This window comes from Allosaccharopolyspora coralli, assembly GCF_009664835.1.
GTDB lineage: Bacteria > Actinomycetota > Actinomycetes > Mycobacteriales > Pseudonocardiaceae > Allosaccharopolyspora > Allosaccharopolyspora coralli.
This window is the reverse complement of sequence record NZ_CP045929.1, coordinates 3,326,515-3,343,316: the sequence shown is the minus strand read 5'-3', so window position 1 is coordinate 3,343,316 and position 16,802 is coordinate 3,326,515. Positions and strand designations below refer to the sequence as shown.

Here is a 16,802-nt window from a genome sequence, read left to right as displayed (position 1 = left end):
ACTTCTCAGAACCGTGCCCGCGCTCGCTCGATGATCGACTCGGTGTCGGTCCCCACGGGAAGCGTCCCGAACGCGAGCCCCCCGTCCCCTTCCAGCCTCGAGGCGCAGAAAGCGTCGGCGACCGCTTCGTGGCCGTGCCGGACGAGCCCGGCACCTTGAAGCACCAGAGCCATCCGCTCGACGACACGGCGTGCCCGGTACTCGGCATCGGTGAAGTCGGCGAGTTCCTTCTTCACCTCGGACACCGCGCGGTCGAGTCGCGAGTCGGCACCCTCGACCGGTGCGATCTCGGTGAACAACGCCTCGACCGAGTCGGGCTGTTTGGCCATGGCACGCAACACGTCGAGCGCGGCGACGTTGCCGGAACCTTCCCAGATGCCCAGCAACGGAGCCTCCCGGTACACTCTCGGCATGCCGGAGTCCTCGACGTAGCCGTTGCCGCCGAGACATTCGACGGCCTCGGCGGCGTGCGCGGGCCCGCGCTTGCACACCCAGTACTTCGTCACCGCCAGCCCGAGCCTGCGCAGCGCCTGCTCCTGAGGATCGTCGACGCGGTCGGCTGCAGCGGCCAACCGCATCGCGATCGTCGTCGCCGCGTCGGACTCCACGACGAGATCGGCGAGGACGTTGCGCATGAGCGGCTGGTCGACGAGTGCGGAGCCGAACGCCGCGCGGTGCCGAGCGTGGTGCACGGCGCGCACCGCGCCCGCACGCATGCCGGAAGCCGCGCCGATCACGCAGTCGAGTCGCGTGTTGTTGACCATTTCGATGATCGTCCGCACACCCCTGCCCTCGTCGCCGACGAGCCAGCCGAGGGCTCCGTCGTACTCGATCTCGGCGGAGGCGTTCGACCGGTTACCGAGCTTGTTCTTCAACCGCTGCAACCGAATCGGGTTTCGATTGCCATCGGGAAGGACGCGCGGAACCAGGAAACACGACAGCCCCCCGGGAGCCTGCGCGAGCGTGAGGAACATGTCCGACATCGGCGCGGAGGTGAACCACTTGTGCCCGACGAGGACGTGGCCGCCGGAGTCCGTCGGTGTGGCCTCGGTCGTGTTGGCTCGCACGTCCGATCCGCCCTGCTTCTCGGTCATCGACATGCCCGCGATGAGCCCGCTCTTACCTGCGGGGACACCGAGACCGGGGTCGTACCGGGTCGAGGCGAGCAGCGATTCGTAGGTGGCGGCGAGTTCGGGTGAGTGCCGCAGCGCGGGAACCGCCGCGTAGGTCATCGAGATCGGGCAGGTGTGTCCGGCTTCGACCTGGCCCCACACGTGCAGCTTCGACGCGCGGGCGAGGTGGGCCCCCGGGCGCTCGTCCCGCCATGGTGCCGCGTGCAGGCCACGGGAGACCGCGACCTCCATGAGCTCGTGCCAGCTCGGGTGGAACTCGACCTCGTCGATGCGGTGTCCGACGCGATCGTGCGTGTGCAGGTTCGGCGGGTTCTCGTTCGCCAGCCGGCCCCGTTCCTGTGCCTTCGCCGACCCTGCGTGGACGCCGAGTTCACGCAGTTCGGCCTCGGCCCAGCCAGCACCGTGCCGGTGCAGGGACTCGAGCAATGCGGGGTCGTGGGCCACGTCGTGCCCGACGAGGTCGGGCACCTGGTTGGTGACGTCATGTGTCGCGGCCATCGTGGCCTCCCAATGCACGGAGCGTGAACGTACGAAGTTCGGGCACTATCTCGGTGTTCCCTGAGGTCAACGGTCCGATGAGGACTTCGGCGGTGGCCCCGACGAGGGCGGCCGCGGTGACGTCGGCGTCCTGCGCGGGCAGGTGCCCGGACCGCACCCCGGCTCGAATGTGCGCGGCGAGCACATCGCGGTAGGCGCGACGGAACACCAGCCGCTCGGCCTCCACCTCGGGATCGACGGGCTCGGCGAGCAACGCGTAAGCCTGGCGCGGCGTTTTCATCGCGCGCCGGGCGAACGTTTCCAGCACGGTGGCCGCTCGTTCGACAGGGTCACCGGGGGAGGCCGAGACCTGCTCGACGGCGGCGACCTCTTTGGACACGATCCGCCGGAACACTTCGACGACGAGTCCGGCCTTGCCCGCGAAGTGCCGGTACACGGTGCCAACGGCGACCTCTGCGCGCTCGGCGACGGCGGCGACGGACACGGACGGGCACCCGCCCTCGGCGAGCAGTGCCGCGGCGGCGTCGACGAGCGCGTCGCGCTGCGCGTCGAGCCGCCGCTGCACCTTCTCGGTCCGCCGGTACGCCACTCAAGAAGTGAACACCGGTTCATTACTTGCCGTCAAGGTGGGGCGCTCCCGGAGCCCCGGCCGGCCGAGGCGACCGAGCTTCCGTGGCCCCTGCTCGTCGTCGCGCCGAGCCGGGCCGAACCGCTCTACGCCCCGGCCGCGAACTCACGCCCGGGAGGACACCCGCCCGACGAAGTGCGCGAGCTGCTCGTCGGTGACGTTGCGGGCCAGGTCGGACTCACAGATCATGCCCACCAGCCGATGCTGGTCGATCACCGGCATCCGCCGCACCTGGTGTTCCTCCATCATCGCCAGCACACCGGCCATGTCGTCGTCCGCCGTGACCCAGTACAGCATTCCGTTCGCCATCTCCGAGGCAGTGACGTCGGCCGGATCACGCTTCTCGGCGCAGCAGCGCATGACGATGTCCCGGTCGGTGATCATGCCTTTGAGCCGGTCGTCGTTACCGCAGATCGGCAGCGACCCGACATCGAGGTCTCGCATCATCCGAGCGGCGGTGAGCATCGACTCGTCCTCACCGACACAGGTCGCGCCAGCGTGCATGATCTCGCGTGCGGTGGCCATGACTACTCACTCCTCCGTCGGCGCGCGCCGACGCGAGCGGACACGCGCCCTGCCGGTCCTCGACCGCCGGAACAGCGGTCACGTCCCAGCGTGAACCACATCCGCGCTGGTCACCAGCCGACTCACACCTCCATGTACCCCAGCTGCGCCGAGAGGTCTTTCGCCGCTCCGGTCATCGCACCCACGACGTCGCGCATCCGCCGTCGCGAGAACCGGTACGACGGGCCGGAGGCACTGAGCGCGGCGACGACCGCGCCGTCCTGGTCGTGAACGGCGACGGCGGCCGCGTTGAGGCCGAGTTCGAGTTCCTCGTAGGAGGTGGCATAGCCGTCACGGACGATCAGTGCGAAGTCCGAGCGGAGTTCGTCGGGGTCGACGACGGTCCGCACGGTGTACTGCTCCAGCGGCTCGGCCAGCAGAGCATCCTGGTCCGATTCGGGAGCGTGGGCCAGCAGCACCTTGCCGCTCGACGTGGCGTGCAGCGGCGTGCGCTGCCCGACCCAGTTGTGGGCGGTGACCGCCGCCGTGCCCCTGGCCTGACTGATGTTGATCGCCACTTCGTCGTCGCGGATGGCGATGTTGACGGTTTCGCCGAGCTCGGTGGCCAGCGACTCGCAGTACGGGTGTCCGAGTTTGGGCAGATCCATGCGGTCGGCCGCCGCCCCGGCGAGCCGGAGCATGCCGAACCCGATCGCGTACTTGCCGCGTTCGCTGATCTGCTCGACGAGCCCGCGTGCCTCCAGCACGCTCACGAGCCGCGAGATGGTGGACTTGTGCACACCGAGCTCCGCGGCTATGTCGGTGATCCCCACTTCACCGTGGCGGGCGAGCAGTTCGAGCACGGTGATGGCCCGGTCCACCGACTGCACGAGCGCTCCGGAACCGCGCCCTCGTGCCTGTTCCTCGTTGGTCACGACGGCACCGACCTGGTCGACAGCAATTTCCGACTGTGCACAGGATAAGGCACGTTCCGCCCTGCGCAACACTACCTCCGGCACAGCCACCCGTCGGAGATGGCTCCGGTCGACGCGCGTCGGCACGACTCCGACAACGAACGCGCGCAGCGGGGCCGGTACTCCGGGGTCGGTCCAGTCTGTCACACGATCACCGGTGCGTGACCAAGCAGGGTTTCGAGCGCGGCATCCCTGCCGACGAGTCTCTCCGCGACGACACACACCAGGCCAAGGCCGCCGGTCGCACGGCTCGACAAGGCGGCCCCCCGGAGTCCACGCGGGACGGTTCAACGTTGTGCCACCGCGACATTCTCATGTACAGCCACAGTGGACTCGGCCCAGTCCGGGCGTGAGTCTTTTTGGTTGCTATAGCCACCAAAAAGACTCACGCTCGCGCTGGGCGAAGACTGGAATGTCAGTCACCGTTTAGACTGGTGGGCATGAGAGAGCAGGTCAACGGAGCCGGGTCGCAGGCAGAACGCGCCTACCTGGCACTTCGGGACCGCATCGTCGCGCTGGAGCTGACTCCGGGGTCCCCCGTGCGCGAGGACGTACTCACCGCCGAACTCGACGTGGGGCGCACCCCGTTCCGCGAGGCGGTGAAGCGGCTGGAGCGGGAATCCATGATCGCGATCTACCCCCGGCGCGGCAGCTTCGTCACCGAGGTGAACATCACCGACCACGGCTTGATCGCGGACGTGCGCCTGCAACTGGAAGGTCACGGCGCGCGCCGCGCGGCGGAGCGGTCGACTGCCGCCGAGCGTGCGGAGCTCGCCGAGTTGCGCGCTCTCGTGGATCGCTCCGGGAATGCTCGGGCTCCGGTCATGGACCTCGACGCGCGAGTCCACCGCACGTTGTACCGGTGCACTCACAACCCCTACCTGCGGGCGATGCTCGACGAGCACTACAACCTGGCGCTGCGGATCTGGTGCCTGTTCTTCGAGCGCCTCAGCGACGTATCAGAGCACGTCGCCGAACACTCTGCGCTGCTCGACGCCGTCGTCCAGGGCGACGCGGGCAAGGCCGACCGGCTCGCCGTGGCCCACGTCCGCCACTTCGAAGCCGCCATCCGCGCGGCCCTCTGAGCGCTGGACTCGGCAACGGCACGTTGCGGTCGGTGACGGTCGCCGGCCGCTGCGATCTCGATGATCGCGGTCGGGCACGGACAGAATTGGCCCCCGGGCGCGCGCCCGGTATTCCGCCCACCGTCGTGGCCGTACCGGAACCGAGAATTCACAGTTGACACACTGCTCGCGCGCTGTCATTGGCCCGTTCCACCGCCGGAACTAGCTCGTCCGGGCTACGAGCCCAACCCGCTGATCACTGCGTGTTTTCGCCTCCGTTTCTCGCTCGAGGGCGCTCGTGATCACCGGCGAAAATCCACTCTCTGCCGCTCTTGACGCGTCCCGAGATCCGGGCGCACTGTTGCGTTATACGAAGTTGGTTGTTTTATACGCAACAGGTGGCGATCATGACATCCACCGCGGCGGGCACCGCCCCCACCTTCCAGAGCACCCTCGGACCGCGCGCCGAGGTCGTCGTCATCGGCGCCGGGATCGTGGGATGCAGCGCCGCGCTCGCTCTCGCCGAACGCGGCCTCACCGACGTCCTCGTCCTTGAGCAGGGACCGCTGTTCGCCACCGGGGGCTCCAGTGCGCACGCACCCGGCCTCGTGTTCCAGACCAACGCCTCCCAGACCATGACCCAGCTCGCCGCGCGCACCGTCGAGCGGTTCACGAGCTTCGAGGCCGACTGTTTCCACCAGGTCGGCGGGATCGAGGTCGCCGCGACCCCCGAACGCTGGCACGAACTGCACCGCAAGCTGGGCCAAGCCCAGGCATGGGGTGTCGAGGCCGAACTGCTCGGCGCTTCGGAAGTCCTGGAACGTATTCCCGAGATCGACGCCGCGCTCATCCACGGTGGGCTGCACGTACCCACGGACGGCATCGCCAAGCCCGTGCGCGCAGCCGAGGCGATGGCCGCGGCGGCCGAGCGGCGTGGAGCCCGGTTCGCCGACCACACCGAGGTCACCGGATTCTCCTTCGACAGCGGACGAATCTCCGTCGTCCACACCTCCCGTGGCGACGTCGAGGTGGACCGGGTGCTGTGCTGCGCGGGAATCTGGGGTCCGAGCGTCGGCGCGATGGCCGGGGTGTCCGTTCCCGTCCAGCCACTTGCCCACCAGTACGCGGTCACCACGCCGCTGCCCGAATGGGCGGGCCACGCTGCCGAAGTCGCACAACCGATCCTGCGGCACCAGGACCGGTCGATGTACTTCCGGCAGATCCACGACCGCGTGGGCATCGGTTCCTACCAGCATCGCGCGATTCCGGTCCGGGCCAGCGACCTGACACGCACCGCGGCTGTCGGCGACGGCGCCGAAGCTCCCTCGTCCGGCGGCGGCTGGAAAGGCATGGCCTCGGTACACGACTTCACCCCCGAAGACTTCGAGACGCCCTGGTCGGACGCCCGAACACTGCTGCCGTTTCTGCAGGACAGCGAGATCGCGGAGGGTATGAACGGCCTGTTCCTGTTCACACCCGACGGCTCGCCGGTACTCGGGCTCTCCCGCGAGGTCCCGAACTTCTGGATCGCCGAAGCCGTCTGGATCACCCACTCGGCCGGTGTCGGCGAGGCCGTCGCCGAGTGGATGACGGGCGAGCAGCCCACGATCGACCTGCGGTCCGGAGACATCCGGCGGTTCGAAGGCTTCGCGCACGGCCCCTCGTACGTGGCCGAACGCAGCGCGCAGAACTTCCGCGAGGTCTATGACATCGTGCATCCGCAACAGCCGCCCGAGCACCCGCGTCCGCTGCGCACCAGTCCGTTCTACGTGCGCCACCGGGAACACGAAGCGTTCTTCCTCGAAGCCAACGGATGGGAGCGCCCGCACTGGTTCGAGACGAACAAGTCTCTTGTGGACGAAAGAACGATCCACCCTCCTGGTGACTGGGCCGGGCGTTACTGGTCCCCGATCGTCGCGGCGGAACAGCAGGCGACCCGCGAGGGCGTCGCGATGTACGACATGAGCTCGCTCGCTCGCGCCGAGGTCTCCGGACGGGGCGCACTCGGCCTGCTGCAACGACTCACGACCAACCAGCTCGACCGCACACCCGGATACGTGACTTACACTCTCATGCTCGAACCGAACGCCGGAGTCCGAGCGCACATCACCGTCGCCCGTCTGTCCGAAAACACCTTTCAGGTCGGGTGCAACGGGCAACGCGACATCGCCTGGATGCAGGACCATGCCGACGACACCACGTTCGTCCGCGACATCACTGGCGGAACCTGTTGCATCGGCCTGTGGGGACCGCACGCCAGGGAGGTACTCGCCGAGTTGGCGAGCATCGACGTCTCGCACGAGGCGTTCCGCTTCTTCCGGGCCCGGCGGCTCTTCGTCGGCGAAGTGCCGGTCACCGCGCTCCGACTGTCCTATGTGGGCGAGCTCGGTTGGGAGCTCTACACCAGCGCCGAGTTCGGCCTGCGCCTGTGGGACCTGCTCGCCGAAGCCGGCGCGGAGTACGGGATCGTTCCCGCCGGGCGCGGGGCGTTCAACGCCCTGCGGATAGAGAAGGGCTACCGCGCCTGGGGAGCCGACATGTGGAGCGTGCACGATCCCGACGAGTCCGGACTCGGATTCGCCGTCAAACCCGACAAGGGCGAGTTCGTGGGCCGGGACGCGCTCCTGCGCCGACGCGAATCCGACCCGCGCAAACTCCTGCGTTGCCTGCGGATCGACGACGGCACGGTCGTCTCCGGAAACGAGCCGGTGTTCGTCGACGACGCTGCGGTGGGGTTCACCACCAGCGCCGCCTACGGCCACACCGTCGACGCGAGCCTCGCCTACGCGTGGCTTCCCGCCGAGTACAGCAGCGAGGGCACTCCCCTGCGGGTGTCGTACTTCGACCGGCGACATGCGGCCACCGTCGTCGCCGATCCGTTCTTCGATCCAGACATGAGCCGCATGCGGCGTTGAACCAACAGCGCCGTCCGATCCACCCCGTTACCCCAATCGCACCCGGATCCGCCGGACCCGGTGGCTCGGCACACCCTTTTCTCGTTCCCGAGGAGCACACCATGACCGTCAATCCCGCGCCCGGTGTCCTGCAGTACCCGAGGATCGGCAAATCACCGTACTTCTACGCCTCGCGCCGCCACGGTGTCGGGCTCTACAGCGTGTACAACCACACTTACCACCCCCGGCACTACGGAGATCCGGTCCACGAGTACTGGCACCTGCTCAACGGCGTCACTCTCTGGGACGTCGGTGTCGAGCGACAGGTGGAGATCACCGGACCGGACGCGTTCGAGTTCACGAACATGCTCGTGCCGCGTGACCTGAACAAGTGCCGCATCGGCCAGTGCAAGTACGTGTTCATCACGGCCGAGGACGGTGGGATCATCAACGACCCGGTACTCCTGCGGCTCGGCGAGAACCACTTCTGGCTCTCGCTCGCCGACAGCGACGTGCTGCTGTGGGCCAAAGGACTCGCGCACAGCATGGGGATGAACGTGCAGATCCGGGTTCCCGACGTCGCCCCGGTCCAGATTCAGGGGCCACGCTCCGGGGACGTGATGGTGGACCTGTTCGGGGAGTCCATCATGGATGTTCCGTACTACTACGCGGTGGACCGAACACTCGACGACATGGACGTCGTGGTCTCCCGCACCGGCTACACCGCCGAGCTCGGCTACGAGATCTACCTGCACGACGCGAGCAAGAACGGCGTCCGGCTCTGGGACAGGATCTGGGAAGCCGGCCGGGCCCACGACATGGACGTCATCGGACCGTGCCACATTCGGCGCATCGAAGCCGGAATCCTGTCGTGGGGGTGCGACATCACCTACGACACCAACCCCTTCGAGGTGGGTTACGGCTTCGAAGCGACCTGGATGGTCGACCTCGACCAGGACGCGGACTTCCTCGGCAAAGCCGCGTTGCAGCGCATCAAGGAAGAGGGCGTCTCGCGCAAGCTGGTCGGTGTGGAGATCGACGGCCCCGGGGTCGGCTCGTTCAACGACGGCGCCATGATCGACGTTTTCCCGGTGCACGACCCGCACGGCCTGCGGATCGGTGAGGTCACCTCGGCGTGCTGGTCGCCGCGGCTCGAACGCAACATCGGCTACGCCATGGTGCCGATCGCCTACCAGGAGCTCGACACGGAGCTGCGGATCGAGACCCAGCACGGTCCGCAGCGCGCGACGGTCGTCCGGAAACCCTTCCACGACCCGAGCAAGGACATCCCGAAGGCACAGCAGCGGCGCACCGTCGGCGCGTGACACAGGCAGGTGTGGGATGGACGCGACCAGCACGCAGCAGCTTCGGAGCCTGCTCGGCAGAGCCCGTTTCGAAGTGCTGCCCACCCACGGGGTGCTCGACCGAGTCGACGCCCTGCCGACCGGAACCACGGTCACGGTGACCTCGTCGCCGTCACGCGGTCCGGAGACCACAGTGGACGTCGCCGAGGATCTCGCGGCTCGTGGGATGCACGCGGTACCGCATCTGGCGGCTCGGCAGGTCGTCGGTACGTCCCAGCTGTCGTCACTGCTCGACAGGATCCACGACGCGGGGGTCAGCGAGGTGTTCGTGATCGCCGGTGACGGGCCCACACCGGCGGGACCGTTTCCGGACGCACTCGCGCTGTTGCGGGCGATCACGGACTCCGGGCGGCGACCGTCGCGCATCGGGATCACCGGCTACCCCGAGCGGCACTCCGCGATCTCCGACGAGGATCTGGTCGAGGCGATGGAACGCAAATCGGTCCACGCCGACTACGTCGTCTCACAGATCTGTTACGACTCGCAGACCATCGGCGACTGGCTGACCGCGGTCCGGCGGCGTGGCATCGACCTGCCCGTGTACATCGGCATTCCCGGCTCGGTGGACGTGACCAGACTGCTGCGGATCTCGCTGAAGATCGGACTCGGGGACTCGATGCGGTTCCTGCGCAAGCAACGCGGCGGGCTCGGCAAACTGCTGTCCCGCTACACGGCCGACGACGTGGTCGAGCAGCTGTCCCCCTACCTGCTCGAGCCCTGGTACGACGTCGCCGGCTGGCACCTGTTCACCTTCAACGAGGTCGCCACCACCGCTCGGTGGCGCGACGATCTCGCGGCGCGCATCGAGGAGGTCCCGGCATGACCATTCCCTCCGACCTGGAGATTTCCCGCGCGAGCATCCCCGCGCAGCTAACGGACGTCGGTCGCGAGCTCGGACTCGACGAACACCTGCTCGAGCCCTACGGACGGCACGTCGCGAAGGTGTCGCTGTCCGCGATGGACGAGCTCGCCGACCGGCCGCGCGGCAAGTACGTGGTGGTCTCGGCGATCACGCCGACCCCGCTCGGCGAAGGAAAGACCACCACGACCGTCGGCCTCGGGCAGGCACTGCGGCAACGCGGGCACCGCGCGGCGATCGCGATCCGGCAACCGTCGATGGGACCGACGTTCGGCATCAAGGGTGGCGCCGCGGGCGGTGGGTACAGCCAGGTCGTACCGATGGAGGCGCTGAATCTGCATCTCACCGGCGACATGCACGCGGTCACCGCCGCCCACAACATGCTCGCCGCCATGGTGGACAACCACATCCACCACGGCAACGCCCTGGGCATCGACCCGGCGCGGATCACGTGGCGTCGCGTCATGGACGTCAACGACCGCGAACTCCGCAACATCGTCACCGGCCTCGGCGCTCGCGTGGACGGAACACCGCGCCAGGCGGGTTTCGACATCACCGCAGCCAGCGAGGTCATGGCCGTGCTGGCGCTGGCGACCTCACTCGCGGACCTGCGGCGCAGGCTCGGGCGCATCGTCGTCGGCTACGACACCGACGGACAACCGGTCAACGCCGAACAGCTGCAGGCGGCAGGGGCGATGGCGGTGTTGCTGCGTGAGGCACTCAAACCCAACTTGATGCAGACGGTGGAGAACGCACCGGTCTTCGTCCACGCCGGACCGTTCGGCAACATCGCACACGGCAACTCCTCCATCGTGGCCGACCGGATCGCGTTGCGCTGTGCGGACATCGTCGTCACCGAGGCCGGATTCGGTGCCGACATGGGGGCGGAACGGTTCTTCAACATCAAATGCCGTGCCTCCGGTCTCGTCCCGGACGCGGCGGTGCTCGTCGCGACGGTGCGCGCGCTGAAGGCACACTCCGGGCGGTACAAGGTCGTGGCGGGAAAAGACCTGCCGGACGGGATGGTGGCCGAGAGCCCCGAGGACGTGCTGACCGGAGCGGACAACCTGCGCAAGCAGATCGACAACCTCCGGGTACACGGAGTATCGCCCGTGGTCGCGATCAACGCCTTCCCGACCGACCACGCCAGTGAGCACGACGCGATCCGCCGGGTCGCAGAGGAAGCCGGAGCTCACGTCGCCGTGACGAAACATTTCAGCGACGGCGGGAAAGGAGCTCTCGATCTCGCCGACGCCGTCGCGGCCGCCACCCGCGAACCGAGTCGTTTCGAGATGCTCTACGACGACGGCGACGACCTCCGTACGAAGATCGAGACCATCGCGACGAAGGTCTACGGTGCCTCGGACGTGACGTACCAGCCGGCAGCCTCTCGCGCACTCGACGAGTACACCCGTCTCGGGTTCGGGAACCTGCCGGTGTGCATCGCCAAGACGCACCTGTCGCTGAGTTCCGACCCGGCGTTGCTGGGGGCACCGACGGGCTGGACGCTGCCGGTTCGCGAGGTGCGTGCCTCGGTCGGTGCCGGGTTCGTGTACGCGATCTGCGGGGACATGCGAACCATGCCGGGACTCGGTTCGCATCCGGCAGCCGAACGCATCGACCTCGACGAGAACGGAGAGGTCGTCGGGCTGAGCTGAAACCGGTGGTGCGAGGGTGGACACTGTGCAGGTGAGGGTGCACCTGCGTACGCCACGGCTCCTGCTGCGGCAGTTCACCGGCGACGACGTCGACTCGCTCGTCGCGCTCGACTCCGACCCCGAGGTGATGCGGTATCTCTCCGGCGGCAGCCCGACTCCTCGGGAGACGGTCCGCGACGAGGTTCTGCCGCGGATGCTCGACTGGCACGCCCGGTCGGACTCGTTCGGCTGGTGGGCGGCGGTCGGCGTGTCCTCCGGAGAGTTCCTCGGATGGTTCGAGTTCCGGCCCGAGCACGACCCAGCGACCGTCGAACTCGGCTACCGGCTCCGCACGGCCGCATGGGGCCACGGCTACGCCACCGAAGGCGCACGCGCCCTGATCGACAACGGGTTCCGGGTACTCGGGGTACGCCGGGTCGTGGCGAGCACGATGGCGGTGAACACCGGCTCACGGCGGGTCCTGGAGAAGTGCGGCCTTCGCCACGTCCGGACGGTGCACCTCGACTGGCCGGACCCATTGCCGGGCAGCGAGCACGGCGACACCGAGTACGCCCTCGACCGGGTGGAATGGGCGGCGACCGGCTGATTCGACGAGTCGACGTCGTGGTCCGCGACTACCGTAGGCGGATGACCGGCTGGGGAGAACAGGACCGGCGTGCCGCCGAGGAGCGGCTCCGCACCATCGTGGCGGACCTGCCCGGCACCTCCGCCGAGGAGTCTCACGGGCACGTGGGCTTCTTCGTACGCGGCAAACGGTTCGCGTGGTTGCTCGTCAATCACCACGACGACGGTCGGCTCGCGGTGTGGGTCAAGGCGCCGCCCGGCGAGCAGGAAGCGCTGGTCTCGTCAGCTCCGGAGCACTACTTCGTGCCGCCGTATCTCGGCACGCGTGGCTGGCTCGGCGTGCGCCTGGACGGCGAACCGGACTGGGGCGAGATCACCGGGCTGCTCGACCAGGGATGGCGCCTCAACGCCGGCTCCCGGCTCCGTGCCGAACTCGACTCGTGACCGCGCAGCCGAGACCAGCGCTCTCGGGCGAGGGCTAGCGCACCACGAGCACCGGGCACGTGGCGTGGTGGACGACCTTCATGGCCACCGAGCCGACCAGCATCCCGGTGAAGGCGCCGTGGCCCTTGTTGCCGAGCACCATCAGGTCCGCCTGCTTGCTGAACTCCACGAGCTCGTCCACCACGTGCCCGCGGATGAGCCGCTGTTTGAGCTGCACGTCAGGGAACTCCTGGCGCGCGGTCGTGACGGCCGAGTCGAGCATGGCTTGACCGTGTTCCTCGAGCTCGCGGTCGGGCGTGGGCAGCCGGTAGCCGAGCTGGACCGGCTGGGCCCAGACGCAGATCGCGTGCACGATGCCGCCGCGAAGGTGGACGTACTCGGCTCCCCAGCGCAACGCGCGCCCGGACTCCTCGGACCCGTCGATTCCGACGACCACCACCGGCAACTCGTTCGCCATGACCAACTCCCTCCACTGGTTCGGGCATGCGCCCGGCGTCAGCCTATGAGGCTTCCTCCCCAGGAGCATGTCGAAGATTGCTCCCGGACGAAACCCCGGGACCGACCGGCCAGTGTGTACAGTTCCCGACGGAGACGGAGATCACCTGCGCAGACGCTCTCTCGCGCGCCTACTCCTGACCACGTGCTCGGCCTGGTTCTGCCGGGACCGTGCTTCGATTCCCGTCGAGAGGCAACCGGAACGGGAGTCGCTGCGTCTCATAGTCGGAAGCGGGGGGTGGTCGGACAGCTGGGGGTTGCTCGACCACCCCCGCACACCGCCCCTCGAGGCGAACGGCACGCTCACCCCGTCTCGTGGGGCGAAAGTGCCGTTCGCACCACCCCAACCGAGAGGCGAACGGCACACTCACCCCATCACATGAGGCGAAAGCGCCGATCGCACCACCCCAACCGAGAGGCGAACGGCACACTCACCCCATCACATGGGGCGAAAGTGCCGTTCGCCTCGTCTTGGCCCGGCGGTTCCGGTCAGTCGAACGTGCCCACGTCGGTGACCCGGACAACCGCGGCGCCTTCCTCGTCGGAGGCAGCGAGGTCGACCTCAGCACTGATTCCCCAGTCGCGGTCGCCCTCCGGGTCGTGGAAGGTCTGCCGCACGAGCCACCGGCCCGATTCCTCCGTCACTGCAAGGAGGTGCGGCCCGCGTGCATCGGCCCCGGTGCCGAGCTCGTCGTACTCCTCGAAGTAGTCGTCCAGCGCCTCCGCCCAGTCCTGGGCGGTCCAGTCGTCGTCGAACGCACCGAGCGCATCGTGGTCACGGCGTGCCGCGAGTTCGACGCGGCGGAACATCGCGTTGCGCACCTGCACCCGGAACGCCCGCTTGTTCGCGGTGATCCCGGTCGGTTCCTCGGTGGGCGGCGCCACCGGAGCGCCGTCGTCCTCGACGGGATTGCGCAGCCGTTCCCACTCGTCGAGCAGGCTCGAGTCGACCTGGCGGACGAGTTCTCCCAGCCATTCCTCGATGTCGGTGAGGTCCTCGGTCTTGCTGTCGTCGGGAACCGTGTGCCGCAGCGCCTTGTAGACGTCGGCGAGGTACCGCAACACGAGACCTTCGGAACGGGCGAGACCGTAGTGGTTGACGTACTCGACGAAGTTCATCGCGCGCTCGTACATGTCGCGGGCCACCGACTTCGGGGCGAGTTCGTGTTCGGCGACCCACGGATGCCCCTGCCGGTACATCTCGTAGGCCGCGTCGAGCATCTCCTGCAGAGGTTTCGGATGCGTGACGTCCTCGAGCAGTTCCATCCGCTCGTCGTACTCGAGTCCGTCGGCCTTCATCTGCTGCACGGCCTCACCGCGCGCCTTGAACTGCTGCTGCGACAGCACCTGCCGGGGATTGTCCAACGTGGACTCGATGACGGACAGGACGTCGAGCGCGTACGTCGGGGAGGCCTCCTGATCGAGCAGTTCGATCGCGGCCAGCGCGAACGGCGACAGCGGCTGGTTGAGCGCGAAGTCGAACTGCAGGTCCACCGTCACCCGCACCGACCGGCCGTCGTCGTCGGGAGTGTCGAGTTCCTCCACCACCCCGGCGGCCAGCAGCGCACGGTAGATCGCGATCGCGCGGAGGATGTGGCGACGCTGGGCGGGCCGGTCCTCGTGATTGGTCTCGAGCAGCTGCCGCATCGCGGTGAACGCGTCGCCGGGCCGGTTGATGACGTTGAGCAGCATCGAGTGGCTCACGCCGAAACTCGACGTCAGCGGCTCCGGTTCGGCCTCGCGCAGCTTCTCGAAGGTCTTCTCGCTCCACGAGACGAACCCTTCGGGCGCCTTCTTGCGGACGACCTTGCGCTTCTTCTTCGGATCGTCGCCGGCCTTGGCGATCGCGCGCTCGTTCTCGATGACGTGCTCCGGCGCCTGCACCACGACGTAACCCGAGGTGTCGTACCCGGCGCGGCCGGCCCGACCCGCGATCTGGTGGAACTCGCGGGCCTTGAGGTGCCGGGTGCGCACGCCGTCGTACTTCGTCAGCCCGGTGAGCAGCACGGTGCGGATCGGCACGTTGATACCGACGCCGAGCGTGTCGGTTCCGCAGATCACCTTGAGCAGGCCTGCCTGCGCGAGCTGCTCCACCAGGCGCCGGTACTTCGGCAGCATCCCCGCGTGGTGAACCCCGATGCCGTGTCGCACCAACCGCGAGAGGGTCTTGCCGAAACCTGCGGTGAACCGGAAGTCGCCGAGAGCCTCGGCGATCCGGTCGCGGTGTTCACGGCTGGCCACGTTGACACTCATCAACGCCTGCGCCTGCTCCAGCGCCGAGGCCTGGTTGAAGTACACGACGTAGATCGGAGCCTGGTCGCCGCCGAGCAGTTCCTCGAGGGTCTCGTGCAGCGGCGTCATCGCGTATCGGAACGTCAGCGGCACCGGCCGTTCGGCGGAGCTGACGACGGCGGTGTCCCGGCCGGTGCGGTGGGTGAGCTCCTTCTCGAAGCGGGTGACGTCGCCGAGCGTGGCCGACATGAGCACGAACTGTGCCTGCGGCAGTTCGAGCAGCGGCACCTGCCACGCCCAGCCGCGTTCCGGTTCGGCGTAGAAGTGGAACTCGTCCATGACGACCTGGCCGACGTCGGCGCGCTTTCCGTCGCGCAACGCGATGTTGGCGAGGATCTCGGCGGTGCAGCAGATGATCGGTGCCTCGGCGTTGACGCTGGAGTCGCCGGTCATCATGCCCACCTTCGCGGCGCCGAAAACGTCGACGAGCGCGAAGAACTTCTCCGAGACCAGCGCTTTGATCGGCGCCGTGTAGAAGCTGCGGCGGCCCGCGCCGAGCGCGGCGAAGTGGGCGCCGGTGGCGACGAGACTCTTACCGGACCCGGTGGGGGTGCTGAGGATGACGTTCGCCCCGGACACGACCTCCATGAGCGCTTCCTCCTGCGCCGGGTAAAGGTCGATGCCCTGCCCCGATGTCCAGTCGACGAACGCGTCGAGCAGGCTGTCGGGTTCGGCCGCGGCGGGGAGCTGGTCGGTGAGCGTCATGGTCGTCCGATCGTCCCTGGTCAGCTCTGACCTCGAACAGCCGGGTCCGTCGCGGCACGGCGATCCGCGCTCCGCAGTCAGGCCGCGTTCGGTCGGTAAGGTCACGGGGAGAGGCACTGCGTGCACGGTCGGTGCACAATCCGGGGAACGGGGAGGCATGTCGCGGAGGTGGATCCGCTGGCCGCTCGCGGTCGTGGCCCTCGCCGGGGTCGTGTATCTGGCGATCTGGGGCGCGACCGTGTTCTTCGGTGCCCGCCTGGTTCCGGCCGCGTGGCTGCCGAGCAGTGAGCGGATCGAGATCTCGATGAGCCACGAGGTCACCGTCGCCGACGGCTGGGAGTCCGGGCATTCGTGGTCGCTGACGTCCCAGGTCTCGGAAGGCAGGCAGTGCTTGCAGTCCTACGTCGACGGACTGCAGAACGTCCGCGGGTGCACGACGCTGACCGACCCGGGGTTCCGCCCGCAGACCGTGGACTTCGCGGAAAGCGGATCCCTGCTGACCTTCGGAACCGTTCCGGAACGGGCGGAACTGGTCGAGCTGACGTCCCCGGACGGGCGGAGCGAGCGGGTCCGCGTACTGCGCCATCCGGAGGTGCCGATCCCGCTGTTCACCGCCGTCACACCCCGGCCCGACGGGGCCGTCGGGCTGCAGATTCGCTACATCGACGCCCAGGGCCAGCAACTCCCGACCTGAAGTCCGCGCGGCATGATCCGCTCGCGGTTCGC

At 68.2% G+C, this 16,802-nt stretch carries 14 protein-coding genes; 8 read left to right on the top strand and 6 right to left on the bottom strand.

Translation table 11 applies throughout. The annotated features are described in order from the left end of the window. Positions 1-5: 5 nt before the first annotated feature. The 4 genes from GIY23_RS15645 to GIY23_RS15630 form a co-directional block, all read right to left on the bottom strand. Positions 6-1,631 carry an acyl-CoA dehydrogenase family protein gene (locus tag GIY23_RS15645; RefSeq protein WP_154077338.1) on the bottom strand — a complete coding sequence of 542 codons (1,626 nt, stop codon included), beginning with the start codon at positions 1,629-1,631 and terminating at the stop codon, positions 6-8. Further along, positions 1,615-2,220 carry a TetR/AcrR family transcriptional regulator gene (locus GIY23_RS15640; protein WP_154077337.1) on the bottom strand — a complete coding sequence of 202 codons (606 nt, stop codon included), beginning with the start codon at positions 2,218-2,220 and terminating at the stop codon, positions 1,615-1,617. The genes GIY23_RS15645 and GIY23_RS15640 overlap by 17 nt, the downstream gene beginning before the upstream one ends. Positions 2,221-2,364: 144 nt before the next feature. Next, positions 2,365-2,784: a CBS domain-containing protein gene (locus tag GIY23_RS15635; protein WP_154077336.1), complete on the bottom strand. Its 420-nt coding sequence runs from the start codon at positions 2,782-2,784 to the stop codon at positions 2,365-2,367. A 122-nt stretch (positions 2,785-2,906) separates the two neighbouring features. Continuing rightward, positions 2,907-3,653 (bottom strand): IclR family transcriptional regulator, encoded by a 747-nt coding sequence (locus GIY23_RS15630; RefSeq protein ID WP_154078890.1) that lies wholly within the window; start codon positions 3,651-3,653, stop codon positions 2,907-2,909. A gap of 524 nt (positions 3,654-4,177) precedes the next feature. On the opposite strand from GIY23_RS15630, the gene GIY23_RS15625 reads away from it, so the two are divergent. The 7 genes from GIY23_RS15625 (at position 4,178) to GIY23_RS15595 (ending at position 12,584) form a co-directional block, all read left to right on the top strand. Further along, positions 4,178-4,822, top strand: a complete 645-nt coding sequence (locus GIY23_RS15625; RefSeq protein WP_154077335.1) for a GntR family transcriptional regulator — start codon at positions 4,178-4,180, stop codon at positions 4,820-4,822. Between the two features lie 386 nt (positions 4,823-5,208). Continuing rightward, positions 5,209-7,716: a GcvT family protein gene (locus tag GIY23_RS15620; protein WP_154077334.1), complete on the top strand. Its 2,508-nt coding sequence runs from the start codon at positions 5,209-5,211 to the stop codon at positions 7,714-7,716. Positions 7,717-7,817: 101 nt separating this feature from the next. Continuing rightward, entirely contained in the window at positions 7,818-9,020 is a 1,203-nt protein-coding gene (locus GIY23_RS15615) for a glycine cleavage T C-terminal barrel domain-containing protein (protein ID WP_154077333.1), read from the top strand. Positions 9,021-9,036: 16 nt separating this feature from the next. Further along, positions 9,037-9,882 carry a methylenetetrahydrofolate reductase gene (locus GIY23_RS15610; RefSeq protein ID WP_154077332.1) on the top strand — a complete coding sequence of 282 codons (846 nt, stop codon included), beginning with the start codon at positions 9,037-9,039 and terminating at the stop codon, positions 9,880-9,882. Then, positions 9,879-11,576, top strand: a complete 1,698-nt coding sequence (locus GIY23_RS15605; protein ID WP_154077331.1) for a formate--tetrahydrofolate ligase — start codon at positions 9,879-9,881, stop codon at positions 11,574-11,576. The genes GIY23_RS15610 and GIY23_RS15605 overlap by 4 nt, the downstream gene beginning before the upstream one ends. 16 nt (positions 11,577-11,592) lie before the next feature. Further along, the gene (locus GIY23_RS15600; RefSeq protein WP_407646772.1) at positions 11,593-12,162 is read left to right on the top strand and encodes a GNAT family N-acetyltransferase; all 570 of its coding nucleotides are present in this window, start codon (positions 11,593-11,595) and stop codon (positions 12,160-12,162) included. Between the two features lie 41 nt (positions 12,163-12,203). Further along, positions 12,204-12,584 (top strand): MmcQ/YjbR family DNA-binding protein, encoded by a 381-nt coding sequence (locus tag GIY23_RS15595; RefSeq protein WP_154077330.1) that lies wholly within the window; start codon positions 12,204-12,206, stop codon positions 12,582-12,584. Positions 12,585-12,618: 34 nt separating this feature from the next. Here GIY23_RS15595 and GIY23_RS15590 read toward each other — a convergent pair whose 3' ends face one another. Together GIY23_RS15590 and GIY23_RS15585 are read right to left on the bottom strand one after the other, a co-directional pair. Continuing rightward, positions 12,619-13,041, bottom strand: coding sequence for a universal stress protein (locus tag GIY23_RS15590; protein WP_154077329.1), 423 nt, complete (start codon positions 13,039-13,041; stop codon positions 12,619-12,621). A gap of 527 nt (positions 13,042-13,568) precedes the next feature. Further along, positions 13,569-16,076: a DEAD/DEAH box helicase gene (locus GIY23_RS15585; protein ID WP_154077328.1), complete on the bottom strand. Its 2,508-nt coding sequence runs from the start codon at positions 16,074-16,076 to the stop codon at positions 13,569-13,571. A 157-nt stretch (positions 16,077-16,233) separates the two neighbouring features. Between GIY23_RS15585 and GIY23_RS15580 the strand changes: the two genes are divergently transcribed. Next, the gene (locus GIY23_RS15580; RefSeq protein WP_154077327.1) at positions 16,234-16,770 is read left to right on the top strand and encodes a hypothetical protein; all 537 of its coding nucleotides are present in this window, start codon (positions 16,234-16,236) and stop codon (positions 16,768-16,770) included. Positions 16,771-16,802: the final 32 nt, after the last annotated feature.